At 67.8% G+C, this 14,025-nt stretch carries 13 protein-coding genes; 10 read left to right on the plus strand and 3 right to left on the minus strand.

Annotated elements, in window-relative coordinates:
* Window positions 1–37: 37 nt before the first annotated feature.
* A complete protein-coding gene (locus C7I84_RS14975; RefSeq protein WP_245428452.1) occupies window positions 38–607 on the plus strand; it encodes a sigma-70 family RNA polymerase sigma factor in 570 nt (189 codons plus the stop codon).
* 40 nt (window positions 608–647) lie between these two features.
* Here the strand turns inward: C7I84_RS14975 and C7I84_RS29710 are convergent, their stop codons facing one another.
* Together C7I84_RS29710 and C7I84_RS14980 are read right to left on the minus strand one after the other, a co-directional pair.
* Window positions 648–908 carry a hypothetical protein gene (locus C7I84_RS29710; RefSeq protein WP_133170102.1) on the minus strand — a complete coding sequence of 87 codons (261 nt, stop codon included), beginning with the start codon at window positions 906–908 and terminating at the stop codon, window positions 648–650.
* 71 nt (window positions 909–979) lie between these two features.
* Window positions 980–2,359, minus strand: a complete 1,380-nt coding sequence (locus C7I84_RS14980) for a UDP-glucose dehydrogenase family protein (protein ID WP_106773003.1) — start codon at window positions 2,357–2,359, stop codon at window positions 980–982.
* A 310-nt stretch (window positions 2,360–2,669) separates the two neighbouring features.
* Here C7I84_RS14980 and C7I84_RS14985 point away from each other — a divergent pair, with 310 nt between their 5' ends.
* The 7 genes from C7I84_RS14985 to C7I84_RS15015 are packed head-to-tail and all read left to right on the plus strand — an operon-like array spanning window position 2,670 to window position 10,363.
* Window positions 2,670–3,776 carry an NAD-dependent epimerase/dehydratase family protein gene (locus tag C7I84_RS14985; RefSeq protein WP_106773004.1) on the plus strand — a complete coding sequence of 369 codons (1,107 nt, stop codon included), beginning with the start codon at window positions 2,670–2,672 and terminating at the stop codon, window positions 3,774–3,776.
* Window positions 3,773–4,840, plus strand: a complete 1,068-nt coding sequence (locus tag C7I84_RS14990) for an NAD-dependent epimerase/dehydratase family protein (protein ID WP_106773005.1) — start codon at window positions 3,773–3,775, stop codon at window positions 4,838–4,840. Before C7I84_RS14985 ends, C7I84_RS14990 begins: the two co-directional genes overlap by 4 nt.
* 43 nt (window positions 4,841–4,883) lie before the next feature.
* Window positions 4,884–5,987 (plus strand): glycosyltransferase family 4 protein, encoded by a 1,104-nt coding sequence (locus C7I84_RS14995; protein ID WP_106773006.1) that lies wholly within the window; start codon window positions 4,884–4,886, stop codon window positions 5,985–5,987.
* 1 nt (window position 5,988) lies between these two features.
* Entirely contained in the window at window positions 5,989–7,119 is a 1,131-nt protein-coding gene (locus tag C7I84_RS15000) for a CgeB family protein (RefSeq protein ID WP_106773007.1), read from the plus strand.
* A complete protein-coding gene (locus C7I84_RS15005) occupies window positions 7,116–8,210 on the plus strand; it encodes a CgeB family protein (protein ID WP_106773008.1) in 1,095 nt (364 codons plus the stop codon). The genes C7I84_RS15000 and C7I84_RS15005 overlap by 4 nt, the downstream gene beginning before the upstream one ends.
* Entirely contained in the window at window positions 8,207–9,310 is a 1,104-nt protein-coding gene (locus C7I84_RS15010; RefSeq protein ID WP_106773009.1) for a CgeB family protein, read from the plus strand. The genes C7I84_RS15005 and C7I84_RS15010 overlap by 4 nt, the downstream gene beginning before the upstream one ends.
* Before the next feature lie 15 nt (window positions 9,311–9,325).
* Window positions 9,326–10,363 (plus strand): UDP-glucuronic acid decarboxylase family protein, encoded by a 1,038-nt coding sequence (locus C7I84_RS15015; RefSeq protein ID WP_165816089.1) that lies wholly within the window; start codon window positions 9,326–9,328, stop codon window positions 10,361–10,363.
* A 16-nt stretch (window positions 10,364–10,379) separates the two neighbouring features.
* Here the strand turns inward: C7I84_RS15015 and C7I84_RS15020 are convergent, their stop codons facing one another.
* Entirely contained in the window at window positions 10,380–12,302 is a 1,923-nt protein-coding gene (locus C7I84_RS15020) for a hypothetical protein (protein ID WP_133170103.1), read from the minus strand.
* On the opposite strand from C7I84_RS15020, the gene C7I84_RS15025 reads away from it, so the two are divergent.
* Both C7I84_RS15025 and C7I84_RS15030 read left to right on the plus strand, forming a co-directional pair.
* Window positions 12,259–13,362 (plus strand): inositol-3-phosphate synthase, encoded by a 1,104-nt coding sequence (locus C7I84_RS15025; RefSeq protein ID WP_106773053.1) that lies wholly within the window; start codon window positions 12,259–12,261, stop codon window positions 13,360–13,362. The two genes, C7I84_RS15020 and C7I84_RS15025, sit on opposite strands and share 44 nt — an antisense overlap.
* Window positions 13,359–13,955 carry a histidine phosphatase family protein gene (locus C7I84_RS15030; protein ID WP_106773012.1) on the plus strand — a complete coding sequence of 199 codons (597 nt, stop codon included), beginning with the start codon at window positions 13,359–13,361 and terminating at the stop codon, window positions 13,953–13,955. Before C7I84_RS15025 ends, C7I84_RS15030 begins: the two co-directional genes overlap by 4 nt.
* Window positions 13,956–14,025 lie beyond the last annotated feature (70 nt).

Here is a 14,025-nt window from a genome sequence, read left to right on the forward strand (position 1 = left end):
GAACCTTCGCTTCCGACCGGGAAAACCTCTCTTGAAGATCTCATCCTCCAGCGCCACTCGCGACGATGCCTCGATCGTCGACCTGATACCGGCATTGCGGGCATTCGCGCGGACGTTCTACCGAAATCCGACCGATGCCGACGATCTGGTTCAGGATACCCTGGTCAAGGCGCTGAACAGCTTCGACAGCTTCGAGCCCGGCACCCGCATGAAATCGTGGATGTTCACGATCATGCGCAACACCTTCTACACGCGCGTAAAAGTCTACAGCCGCGAGGCACCCGGCGCGGCGGATTGCGTCGCCGTCCGCCCGGCCGTCGAGGCCAGCCAGGAATGGTCGGTCAAAAGCCGCGAGGTCAAGGAAGCCATCGACCGCCTGCCTCCCCATCACCGCGAGGTGCTGGTGCTGATCGGCGTGCTCGGCGTGTCCTACGAAGAGACGGCCCAGATCTGCGGCTGCGCCATGGGAACGGTCAAGAGCCGGCTCAACCGGGCAAGGCTGCACATTCTGGCGGAACTGGGCGAAGCGTCGGCCCAGTCGCTGGTAGAATCGGGACCGAAATTCACCTCCGCCCGATATGAGGCCGATACGACGCGGCCGCGCTGAGGTGCAATCCGCCCTTCAGAATCATGCGTCCGAGCGCAACTCAGTTCGGGTTCTTTTGCTGTTTCCTCAGCATCAATTGCTGCTGAAGCTCGATCGCGAGCTTGAGAAGCCGCTCCGGCGTCTCCTCCTCGGCAATGTCTTCCAGGAGCTCCGCCAGCCGGCTTTCGGGGGAAAGCGGGTCGAGGTTTATGCCTGCTGGCACTTCAGGGCGTCTGGCCAAAAGGCGAATCTCGGTTGCAATACGTATTTTAATTTGGCTGCGCCGCCCGGCAATTGCAAGAACCGCTTGTTGGTCGTGCACACCGGAACCAGTCTTTGCTGATAGCGAGCGGCGGAGCCAAGCCGGCTCGCCGGCGGATGCGGCAGGCGCCGTCAGGACGGCAGCCGCAAGCTCCTATGGGGGCCCTGGCTGCGGGCTGCTCCCGCCGAAACCTGCTTGATCGCCCGCGGCACACCGCCCCTGCCGAGACTGAGATAGCGAAATCCGTGCCGCGGCATTTCCTGCGGCTCCAGCAAATTGCGGCAGTCGAAGAGGATGCGGTTGCGCATGCTCAGCGCGAGTCGCGCCAGGTCCAGCGATCTGAACGCCTCCCACTCGGTCAGGATGAGCCCGAGATCGACGTTTTCCAGCGCCGCATAGGGATCGTCGTGCCAGGCGACGGAAGGCAGCAGGGCGGCGGCTTTTGTCTGGGCCCAGGGGTCGAAGGCGCGCACCGACACGCCGGCCTGCTGCAGGATCGGCACGATGGCGAGCGCCGCCGATTCGCGCACGTCGTCGGTGTTGGCCTTGAAGGCCACGCCGAGAATGCCGACGGTCGGATTGCCGATGTCGGACAGTTCCCGCAGCACCCGTTCGGCGATGCCCCGCTTGCGCTTCTCGTTCCGCACGATGAGCGTCTCGACCAGTGGCTGTGGCGCCTTGTGCCGCCGTCCCGTCGCGGCGAAAGCCTCGGTATCCTTGGGAAAACAGGAACCTCCATAGCCCGGTCCTGGCGCCAGGAAGCTCGAGCCGATCCGCCGGTCGAGACCGATGCCCTGCGCCACGGCCGAGATGTCGCCTTCGATTTGTTCGCACAGGTCGGCGACGTCGTTGATGAAGCCGATCTTCAGCGCCAGAAAGGCGTTCGCCGCATATTTGATCAGCTCGGCATTGGTTGTCCCAGTCTCCACCAGTGGGATGCCCTCCCGCAGAAGCGGCTGGTAGAGCTGGATCAGCCTCTGGGCGGCGTCGTGATCGTCGGCGCCGATGACGATGCGGTCGGGGCGCAGGAAGTCCGCCACGGCACTGCCTTCGCGCAGGAATTCCGGGTTCGACGTGACCCAGAAATCGAGCGCTCCGCGCTCCGAGGCGATGATTTCGCGAACCTCGCGCGCCGTGCCGACCACGACCGTGGATTTCAGCGTGACCACCGTCTTCGGCGCGATCGCCGGAGCGATCTGGCGCGCCGCGTTGCGGACGAAAGAAAGGTCCGCCTCGCCCTCGGCTCCCTTGGGCGTGCCGACGGCGATCATGACGATGTCGCGCTCGGCCACTGCATTGGCCAGGTCGCAGGTGAAATGCAGCCTGCCGCGGGTCATATGCCGCGACGCCATCTCGGCGACACCGCTCTCTGCAAAAGGCAGGATGCCACGACGCAATTGCGCGATCCGGTTTCCGTCGATGTCCGCGCAAACCACGTCATGTCCCAGCTCGGCCAGGCACACCCCCGTTGTCAGGCCGACATAGCCCGTTCCGATCATAGCTACCCGCATCGTCTCACTCTTCCGCTTGCAGAACCGGCGGCCTAACCGGCCTTGCGAAGGTATGTTCCTTTTGCGGACCGTGTTTCACGCACGCTGCGGCAAGGCGTCGGCGCCCGGCCGCACACCTCCGAGCCGGCTGCCGGCCGCTGTGTTCGGTTTCCGCGGCATCCTGTTTTCCCTGGCCCTTGGATTGCGGACGCCGGCCGCGCGGCGGCCGGCTTGCCTCCACGGGTCGCTTCCACGTGAAAATCCGAAAGGAACAAACCTGCGATGCGGCGGTTCGGACGCCGCAACCGTTGTCCCAACCGCAGGAGGACATGTGCAACGCATACTGGTGACCGGCGGCGGCGGCTTCATCGGCCGCCATGTGACGCAGGAACTGATCGGCCGGAACTATGAGGTTCGCATCCTGGATTCTCTCATCGAGCAGGTCCATGGCGCGGACCCGATCGACGTGCCGGCCGGTGCCGAACTGATCAGGGGCGACGTCAGGGACGCGGCGATCGTGTCCGAAGCCCTGCGAGGCGTCGATGCCGTCATCCATCTCGCCGCCGAGGTCGGCGTCGGCCAGTCGATGTACGAGATCGCCCGCTATGTCGGCGCGAACGACCTCGGCACCGCCGTGCTGCTGGAAGCCATGATCAAGCGGCCGGTGCGCCGCATCGTCGTTGCGTCCTCGATGAGCGTCTATGGCGAAGGCCTGTACAGGACCGCCGACGGCCGGCATGTCGGAAATGTCCAGCGCGACCTCGCCCGCGTCAAGGCCGGGCTCTGGGATCCTGTATCGGATGGCGGCGAGGCTCTCGCTCCGGTGGCGACCGACGAGCGGAAGCCCGTCGATCTCGCCTCCATCTACGCGCTGACCAAATACGCGCAGGAGCGCGCCGTGATGATCTTCGGCGAGGTCTATGGCGTCGATGCCGTCGCCCTGCGGCTGTTCAACGTCTTCGGTCCGGGCCAGGCCTTGTCCAACCCCTATACCGGCGTGCTCGCCAATTTCGCCTCGCGCCTCGCCAACGGCCAGCGGCCGATGGTGTTCGAGGACGGTCGGCAGAAGCGGGATTTCGTCCACGTGCGCGACGTGGCGCGCGCCTTCCGTCTCGCCCTCGAGAGCCCGCGGGCGGGCGGTCATGTCGTCAACATCGGCAGCGGCCGCGACTACGCCATCGCGCAGGTCGCCTCGATGCTCGCCGATGCGATGGGCGTTGCGGATCTCGAGCCGGAAATCCTCGGCAAGGCGCGTTCAGGCGACATCCGCAACTGCTTCGCCGACATCGGCAAGGCGCGCGAGCTTCTCGGGTACGAGCCGCGGCACCGGCTGGAGGATTCGCTCGACGAAATCGTGCGCTGGGTGCGCGGCAGCGTCGCGCTCGACCGCGGCGCCGAGATGAAACGCGAGCTCGAATCCATGGGTCTCGTTTCATGAGACGGCCGCCAAGAAACGCCCCGATCGCCGTCATCGGCGGCTGCGGGTTCATCGGTTCCAACCTTGCCGACAGTCTTCTGTCCGGCGGCGAGGCCGTCACTGTCCTCGACAATCTCAGCCGGGCCGGCGTCGAGCAGAACCTTTCCTGGCTGCGCCAGCGCCACGACGGCAGGCTGACGGCGAGGATCGCCGATGTGCGCGACTGCGGTTCGCTGGCGGCGACCGTCGCAGAAGCGAAAGCCGTCTTCCATCTGGCGGCGCAGACGGCCGTGACCACCAGCCTGGTCGATCCGGTCGATGATTTCGAAGTCAATGCCCGCGGCACGCTCAACGTGCTGGAGGCCGTTCGCGAGACTGGGCGCGACATCCCCGTCATCTTCGCCAGCACCAACAAGGTCTACGGCTCGCTTTCCGATCTCGGGATGACCGATGTCGACGGCCGCGACATGCCCACCGATGCGACGCTGCGCAGCCATGGCATCGACGAGAACAGGCCGCTCGACTTCAGCACCCCTTACGGCTGCTCCAAGGGCGTTGCCGACCAGTATGTGCTCGACTATGCGAAGTCCTACGGCCTGTCGACCGCCGTCCTGCGCATGAGCTGCATCTACGGCCCGCGCCAGTTCGGCACCGAGGACCAGGGCTGGGTCGCGCATTTCCTGATCCGCGCCCTGAACCGGCAGCCGATAACCATTTTCGGCAACGGCCATCAGGTCCGCGACATCCTCCATGTCTCGGATGCGGTCGCCGCCTACCGGACGCTGCTCGCCGGCATCGGCCGCTTCCGCGGCAAGGCCTTCAATCTCGGCGGCGGCACGGCCAACGCGGTCAGCCTCGCCATGGTGCTCGACCACATATCCCGCATCGTCGGGCGCCGGGTGGAGGTCACGCACGATGCCCCGCGCATCGGCGACCAGCGCTATTTCGTCGCCGACACGCGCCGGCTGGAGACCGCGCTCGGATGGCGGGCCGCCATCGGCTGGCGCGACGGGGTCGAAGACCTCGCGGCCTGGCTGCAACGCAACCGTCCCGGCGAGGCGATGCCGGAAAGATTCGTCGCATGAGACCGGACCGCCGGGGGCGGCTCTCACACGAGGCGGAGAACCCATGCTCCAGCGCCTGAACCGCCGACGGCGGCGCATCCTCATGACTGTCGATGCCGTCGGCGGCGTCTGGCAGTACGCGCTCGGATTGGCGGCGCAACTGGCCGAAGCCGGCCACACGATCATTTTTGCCGGACTGGGACCGCTTCCGGCCGACGGGCAGCGGCGGCAGGCCGAGGCCGTCGCGACCGTCACCTGGCTGCAAACGCCGCCGGACTGGATGGCGGCCGCCGAGGGCGAACTCGACGGGCTGCCCGACGAACTCGCGCGGCTGGTGCGCGACCACGCCGCCGACCTCGTCCATCTCAACGCGCCGGCTCAGGCGGCAGGCCTGTCGCTGCCTTGCCCCGTCGTCGTCGTGTCGCATTCCTGCGTGGTCACCTGGTTCCGCGCAGTGCAGGGCGCCTCGCCGCCCGCTCCCTGGTCCTGGCACAAGCGCCGCAACCGCGCCGGTTTCCGCCGCGCCGACATGGCGGTCGCGCCAAGCGCCAGCCACGCGGCGGCCCTGACCGCCTGCTATGGCGACATCCAGCGCCTCGAGGTCGTCCACAACGCCGTCGCCGCGTTCGACTGCGAGGCGCCGCGCGAAAACGATGTGTTTGCCGCGGCACGCTGGTGGGATGCCGGCAAGAACGGACAGGTGCTCGACGCGGCGGCGGCCAGGACGACATGGCCGATCCTGGCCGCCGGTCCCGCAACCGGGCCGAACGGCGATGTGTTTGCCTTCCGGCACGCGACTTCGCTCGGCCCGCTGCCTCACGACGAGACCCGGCGCCGGATGGCCGCTGCCGGCATCTTCGTCTCGCCGTCGCTCTACGAGCCTTTCGGCCTCGCCGCCCTGGAAGCGGCGCAAGCCGGAACCCCGCTGGTGCTGGCCGACATCCCGACCTATCGCGAAGTGTGGGCGGACGCCGCCCTGTTCTTCCCGCCCCGCGACGCATCCGCGCTGGCGGACACGCTCGACTGTCTGGCTCGGGACGCCGCCCTCCGGCATAGCCTCGGCGCCGCCGCGCTCCGGCGCGCCGGCCGCTACACCATGGCCGGGCAGGCGGCCGCGATGAACGCCGCCTACGCCGAAGCCGCCGCCATCCATGCGGGGAGCCGCTGACATGCGCTTCCTCTTCTACACGCACTCGCTCGTTTCCGACTGGAACCACGGCAACGCGCATTTCCTGCGCGGCGTCATGCGCGAATTGGTCTGGCGCGGCCACGACCCTGTGGCGCTGGAGCCGGAAGACGGATGGAGCCGCGCCAATCTGCTGCGCGACGCCGGCGAGCCGGCGCTGCAGCGCTTCGCCGCGAACTTCCCGGAGCTGGCCTCGCGCACCTACGGCGCCAGCTTCGACCATGAAAGCGTGCTGGCCGACGCCGACGTGGTCGTCGTCCACGAATGGACTGACCCCGTCCTCGTCGCGCACATCGGCAAGGCACGCCGCCATGGCGGGCGCTTCACGCTGCTGTTCCACGACACCCACCACCGCGCCGTGTCGCAGGCTTCCGCCATCTCGGGCCTCGCGCTCCACGACTACGACGCCGTCCTTGCCTTCGGCGAGACGCTGCGCGAGCGCTATCTGCGCGCCGGATGGGGCCGGCGCGTCCATGCCTGGCATGAGGCGGCCGACGTCAGTCTGTTCCGGCCCCGCCCCGAAATCGCCCGGGACGCCGATCTCGTATGGATCGGCAACTGGGGCGACGGCGAACGCTCGGCCGAGATCACGGAATATCTGGTCGAGCCGGCGCGGCGGCTCGGCCTGTCGGCTGTCGTGCACGGCGTCCGCTACCCGGCGAAAGCCCTGGCGGCGCTGGCCGAGGCCGGCATCGCCTATCGCGGCTGGCTTCCCAACGCCGACGTGCCCGGCGCCTTCGCGCGCCACCGCGTGACCCTGCACATCCCCCGCCGCCCCTATGTCGAAAGCCTTCCCGGCATCCCGACGATCCGCATGTTCGAGGCGCTTGCCTGCGGCATCCCGCTCGTCTCGGCGCCCTGGGACGACGCCGAAAGCCTGTTCCGTCCCGGTAGGGATTTCCTGTTCGCGCGCAACGGTGCGGAAATGACGTCGCTGCTGCGCGACGTGCTGCACGACGCCGGTCTCGCCCGCTCCCTCGCAAAGCATGGCCGCGAAACCATCGCGGCGCGCCATACCTGCGCGCATCGCGTCGACGAACTGCTGACCATCCTGGGGCAATGCGGCAGCGCCCGCGTTCTCGACCAACTGGCACCGAAGGAGGCCGCCCAATGAAGATCGCGTTCTACGGATCGAGCCTGCTGTCCTCCTACTGGAACGGCGCCGCGACCTACTACCGCGGGCTGCTCAAGGCCCTCGCGGCGCTCGGCTACGACATCACCTTCTACGAACCCGACGTCTACGACCGGCAGAAGAACCGCGACATGGAGGCGCCCGGCTGGTGTTCCGTGGTGGTCTACGAGCCGACGCCGCAGGCGCTGATGCAGGTCACCGCGAGGGCCCCCGATGCCGACATCGTCGTCAAGGCGAGCGGCGTCGGCTTCGAGGACGAGGCGCTCCTGCTGGAAGCGCTGCGACACGCCCGGCCGGACGCCCTCACCATATTCTGGGATGTCGACGCGCCCGCCACCCTGGCGCAACTCGGGGACGAACCCGACCATCCGCTGCATCGGGCGCTGCGCAAGCTCGACCTTGTCCTCACCTATGGCGGCGGCGATCCGGTCGTCTACGCCTATCGCGCCATGGGGGCGAGGCACTGCATTCCCGTCTACAACGCGCTCGATCCGGACACCCATCATCCCGTCGAGCCCGACCGGCGCTTTGCCTGCGACCTCGCCTTCCTGGGAAACCGCCTGCCCGACCGCGAGAAACGCGTCGAGGAATTCTTCCTCGCGCCGGCCGCCCGCCTGCCGGCCAGCCGCTTCCTCATCGGGGGCTCCGGCTGGGACGACAAGCCGATGTCGCCGAACGTGCGCTGGATCGGCCATGTCGGCACCCGCGACCACAACGCCTTCAACGTCACGCCGAAGGCCGTGCTCAACATCAGCCGCGACAGCATGGCGAGCAACGGCTTCTCCCCCGCCACCCGGGTATTCGAGGCGGCCGGCGCCGGCGCCTGCCTGATCAGCGACGCCTGGCTCGGCATCGACCATTTCCTCAAGCCGGACGAGGAAATCCTGGCTGCCCGCGACGGGCAGGACGTCATCGACATCCTGGCGGACCTCACGGACGACAGGGCGCGCGCCGTCGGCGAGGCGGCACTGCGCCGCGTGCTCGCGGACCATACCTACAGCCACCGCGCGGCGCTCGCCGACGAGATCTTCCGCCGCTTCGCCAAACGCTCGCCGGTGGAGGCCGCCGCGTGATGGCCCCGCTCGACATCGTCTTTCTCGGCCTTTCGCTGTCGTCGTCCTGGGGCAACGGCCATGCCACGACGTTCCGCGCACTTTTGCGGGGCCTGCACCGGCTCGGCCACAGGCTTACCTTCCTGGAGCGCGACGTCGCCTGGTATGCCGACAACCGCGATCTGCCCGATCCGGATTTCTGCGACCTTCGCTACTATCGCTCCGTCGCCGGCCTTTGCACGGACCATCGGGAGCGGCTGCGGTCGGCCGACGTGGTCGTCGTCGGCTCGTTCGTTCCCGAGGGAGTCGCCGTCATCGACACCGTGGCGCCGCTCTGCGCCGGCAGCTTCTGCTTCTACGACATCGACACGCCGGTCACCCTGGCAAGGCTCGCGGCGGGCGACCGCGACTACCTGGCCGGCCGCCAGGTGCCGCTGTTCGACACCTATTTCTCCTTCACCGGAGGGTCCACCCTCGACCGCCTGAGAGAGCAGTTCGGCGCCCGCCGGGCCGAGCCGCTGTACTGCTCCGTCGACGAGGAGCGCTACGCGCCGACCAGCGAGCGGCCGGTCTGGGAACTCGGCTATCTCGGCACCTACAGCCCGGACCGCCAGCCGACGCTGGAGCGCCTGCTGATCGACGTCGCGCGGCGCATGCCGGACCGCCGCTTCGTCGTCGCCGGCCCGCAATATCCGGAGGGTCTGGTTTGGCCGCGGAACGTCGACAGGATCGCGCATCTGCCGCCTTCCGAGCACGCCTCCTTCTACAGCAGGCAGCGCTACACCCTGAACGTCACGCGGGCGGACATGATCGCGGCGGGCTGGTCGCCGAGCGTGCGGCTGTTCGAGGCCGCCGCCTGCTTCTGCCCCGTCATCAGCGACCGCTGGCCGGGCCTCGACGATTTCTTCCCGCTCGGCGAAGCGATCCATGCAGCCGACGGCGCCGACGATGTCTGCGCTGTTCTGACGGAAGAGGCCGAGAGCCAGCGCCTGGCCCTTGCCGAAAATGCGCGGAAGCGGGTGCTCGCGTCCCACACCGGGCTGGCGCGGGCGCGGGAGCTCGTCTCCTGCCTGACGTCCCCTTCCCGCGACAGCAGGTCCGCCGCGCCGCAGGCGGCCTAGTTTCAGGAGGAGCGAATGCCTCGTTCGATGGAATTGCAAACGGCGCTCGTCGCCGGCGGCGCGGGCTTCCTCGGCTCGCATCTATGTGAGTTGCTGCTGGCCGAGGGCCAGCGGGTGATCTGCATCGACAGTTTCGTCACCGGCAACCGCGACAATCTGCGGTCGATCCGCGATCACAAGCGATTTCAGCTCCTGAAGCACGACATCTGCCAGCCGCTCGAACTGCGTGCGCGCGTGGACCGCGTCTACAATCTCGCCTGCGCCGCCTCGCCGCCGCATTATCAGGCCGATCCCGTCCACACGATGCGGACCTGCGTCGTCGGCACGCTCAACCTGCTCGACCTGGCGCAGCGCCACGGCGCGCGCTTCCTGCAGGCATCCACCAGCGAGGTCTATGGCGACCCGGAGATGCACCCGCAGAAGGAGAGCTATGCCGGCAGCGTCAACTGCACCGGCCCGCGCGCCTGCTACGACGAAGGCAAGCGGGCGGCCGAGGCGCTGTGCTTCGACTTTCTGCGCGTCGGTCGCGCCGACGTCCGCGTGGCGCGCATCTTCAACACTTACGGGCCGCGTATGCATGCTGAGGACGGCCGCGTCGTCTCGAATCTCGTCGTCCAGGCGATGAAGGACGAACCGCTGACCGTCTATGGCGACGGCTCGCAGACGCGGTCCTTCTGCTACGTCTCCGACCTCGTCGACGGCCTGCATCGGCTGATGGAAATCGAGCTGCGGCCCGACGGCCCCGTCAATCTCGGCAATCCGGCCGAGTTCACGGTGCGCGAGCTCGCCGAGCTGGTCCTCGACCTGACCGGGTCGCGCTCGCGCATGCGCTTTCTGCCACTGCCGGTCGACGATCCCAGGCGCCGGCGTCCCGACATCGGCCGCGCCGGCAGCTTTCTCGGCTGGAGACCGGTCACGCCGCTGCGCGAGGGACTGCTGAAAACCATCCGGCATTTCCGCGAAACAGAAATCGAAGGCGATGCGGAATCAACTGAAGCGCGCTCAATAAGAAGCAGCGCTGCCTCCAATTTAGCCGTACTTACCTCGCGATAAATACAATCCGGCTCCATCAGCGCGGCTGCCGCAAATGGCGCAGAAGCTTGTCCGCATAGCTTGTCGCGCAGGCTTTTGTCTGGCCGGTCGAAGGCTCGGCCGTCGACCATAGGCCGAGCTGGAAGGCGAGGTAGCACGGAAGCATGGCCGCGATCATGGCGCCCTCCGCTTCCACACCCCCACGGCGAAGCTCGTGGCGCAAGGTCGCGATGTCGTCCTCCGTCAGATCGTGCTCGACGATGGCGCCGGCGACGTCCCAGGCGATATCCTGGCAGCCGATCAGGTCGTGCGCCTCGCAATGATCGACCGCGTCGATCTTCAACAGACCGCACCCTGCCGCCAGCCACTCCCAGCCATGCAAGCGGTTGTCGGTGCGGATGCGGCGGACGCGATCTTCGAGCGAAGCCACGCCGGACAGGCGACGCTCCAGTGCCGAGCCGGCTTCGGCGCCGAGCGCCTGCGAGGTGTTCCAGACCGCCATGTCGCGCAGCTTCTCCAGCGAGGCGCCTACGCCCGGCGCGCCCAGACACTTGCTCCGGCACGCCAGATAGGCGCCGAGCACCTTGAGCAAGACCTTGCGATCGCAAGGCGTTTCGCCGAGCGGGCGCCCCTCGACCCATTTCTGAACAAGAAAGCCGTGGCAAAGGCCAACCGTCTCGGGTCCGAATCCGGCGTGTGCCAGCGCCCGGGCGTCACAAAACTTTCGCTCGCCGACGTCGCCAAGGCCGGCGAACTTGATCAGCCAAAGACCTTCGGCATTGTGCGCCAGGAACTTTCGCCGCGCGAAACGCGTGTCGACCGGCTGCGGTTGGACGGCAGCGGCGGATTGGACTCCCGATAACTCCCGCAGCGACCCGTCGAGCGGCCCGAGCGTCTTCTCCACCCAGCTTCGCAATCCGCCTGCGCCTGAAAGGATGTCGTGCCGGCCTGCCGGGTGGCGCCGGACTGCATCCCAGACCGAACGCGTTTCCGCGGAGGCTTCCGGCCCCGGCTGACCGTCGTGGCTCGGGAAAAAATGGATGCGGCTCGCCGCAACGCCGTGCCCCGACAGCCATCGCGCCACGCTCGCAAAGGAGCTGCCCGACCGGCCCGGCCCTTCGTCGACGATGGCGAATTGCACCTCCGGATCGGCGGCATGAGGCTCGATCAGCTCCGCGTCGGCGCGGACCTCGCGATCATAGGGATGGCCGGCGGGCCGCAGGCTGATGGCCGGCGCCGCTCCGAGCGCGGCGGCAACCAGCGCTCCGAGGCCGAGGCCTATGCTCCTGATCCCGATCGCGACCGTGTTCGCCGCCAGGCCGGAAGCCCGCGCGGCCTCAAGATAGCTCTCCGGATAGAGTGCGTAGTGGGCAAAACCTTCCGCGGTACGCGTCTTGATGACACCGCCACCATGGCTTTGCCGCAGCAGCTCCGACAGCCGGCCGGCATCGACGTCCGCATCAAAACCGCGCCGCCACGAACGGCCGATCGCCGCCGCAAGAAGCAGCAGCAGCATCGCCCCACTTTCCTGCGATGCGGACCTCGCGTCCTTCCCCAGCCGGTCGAACCCGGCGTCGGCGACGCCCTGCACCAGCTCGGCCGCGCGGATGAAGGCGCCCACCAGGGCGGCATGCCGGTCGATCCCCGCCGGCATTGTTTCGACACGCCGCAGTGCGCTGGCGAGCGACGCTTCGACGTCGGCCGCCCGTTCAATCCGTTCGAGGTCGCCATAGACGATCATGAAATCCGCCAGGTCCGGGACTCGTCCAACCTGCGGATGCCGGGTTTGATCCAGTCCGGCCGGCTCCCGTCGAAAAGCGGAGGAACATTCCTTCGCTGTGCTGGTTCGGCCACGAGAAATGTCCCGGCCCTCAGTGGTCGTAAGGACCGGCCTTCGTCCGCCGCAAGGAAGAATGATGACGCGCAAGAAAATCCGCATCGGCATCGTCGGCGTCGGCAACTGTGCCTCGTCGCTGGTGCAGGGCACCCGCTTCTACCGGGACGTCTGCGACAACGAACCCGTGCCGGGCCTGATGCATGTCGAGCTCGGCGGCTACCGCCCGGACGACATCGAGGTCGCCTGCGCCTTCGACGTGGCGAACGGCAAGGTCGGCAGCGATGTCGCCGACGCCATCTTCGCGCCGCCGAACAACACCGCCCGCTTCGCCTCGGTTGAGCCGACGGGAGTCAAGGTGCAGCGCGGGCCGACGCTCGACGGCATCGGCAAATATCTGCGCGGCCCGATCGAGGAATCGGCCACGCCGGAGGCCGACGTGGCGGACGTCCTGCGTGCCACCGAGACGGACATCCTCGTCTCCTATCTGCCTGTCGGCTCCGAACGTGCCACCGCCTGGTATGCCGAGCAGGCGCTCGCCGCGCATTGCGCGTTCGTCAACTGCATTCCGTCCTTCATCGCCTCGCGGCCGGAATGGTCGGCCCGCTTCGCGGAGCGCGGCCTGCCGCTCATCGGCGACGACATCAAGAGCCAGGTCGGCGCCACTATCGTGCACCGCATGCTGACCAATCTGTTCCGCGAGCGCGGTGTCAGGGTCGATCGCACCTATCAGCTCAATTTCGGCGGCAATACCGACTTTTTGAACATGCTGGAGCGCGAGCGCCTGGAATCGAAGAAGATCTCGAAGACCCAGTCGGTCATGAGCCAGCTCGACGTCCCCCTCGAGCCCGACAACGTGCATGTCGGGCCGAGCGACCACGTGCCCTGGCTCGCCGACCGCAAATGGGCCTATATCCGGCTGGAAGGCACCACCTTCGGCGGCGTTCCGCTCAACGCCGAGCTCAAGCTGGAGGTGTGGGATTCGCCGAATTCCGCCGGCGTGGTCATCGACGCCATCCGCTGCGCGAAACTTGCCCTTGACCGCGGCATCGGCGGCGCGCTGGAGGGTCCGTCGAGCTACTTCATGAAGTCGCCGCCGCGGCAGTTCACCGACGCCGAGGCGCGCCGGCGCACGCTCGACTTCATCGCCGGCGAGCAATCGGAATCGCTGAAGGCCGCGGAATGACGACGACGTTCTTCCTATTGCGGCATGCCGCGCATGACGATGTCGGCCGCTATCTCGCCGGCCGCGCGCCCAATGTCTCGCTGGGACCGGCCGGACGCGCCCAGGCGCGGCGGCTCGGCGAAAGGATGTGCCGCGAGGATTTCGTCGCGATCTATTCGAGCCCGCGCGAGCGGACGGCGCAGACGGCCCGCGCCGTTTCCCTGCACTCCGAGATCGGCCCCGTCGAGTTGCGCGACGAGCTCGACGAGATCGATTTCGGGCCGTGGTCGGGCAAGACTTTCGTCGAACTCAATCAGGATCCGGCATGGCGGGACTGGAACAGCCGGCGTGCGGTCGCGGTCACCCCCACCGGCGAGAGCATGCAGGACGTGTGCGGTCGCGTCTGCGCCTGCATGGCCGACCTGCGCAAGAGACACGCCGGCGAAGGCGTCGTGCTCGTCAGCCATGCCGAGGTCATCAAGAGCGCGGTCTGCCATGTCCTCGGCCTTACCGCCGACGGCGGCTTCCGCTTCGACATCGAGCCCGCCTCCATCAGCGTGGTGGCGATGGGCGACTGGGGCGCCAAGCTTCTCAGGCTGAACGAGGGCGTGTGATGTCAATCGACGCGAACGGCTGCGCAGCGTGCGGATATCCCGCGCGCCCGGCCCGCTCGCCCGCGTGGAG

The sequence above is a fragment of the Kumtagia ephedrae genome (assembly GCF_003012745.1).
Lineage (GTDB): Bacteria > Pseudomonadota > Alphaproteobacteria > Rhizobiales > Rhizobiaceae > Kumtagia > Kumtagia ephedrae.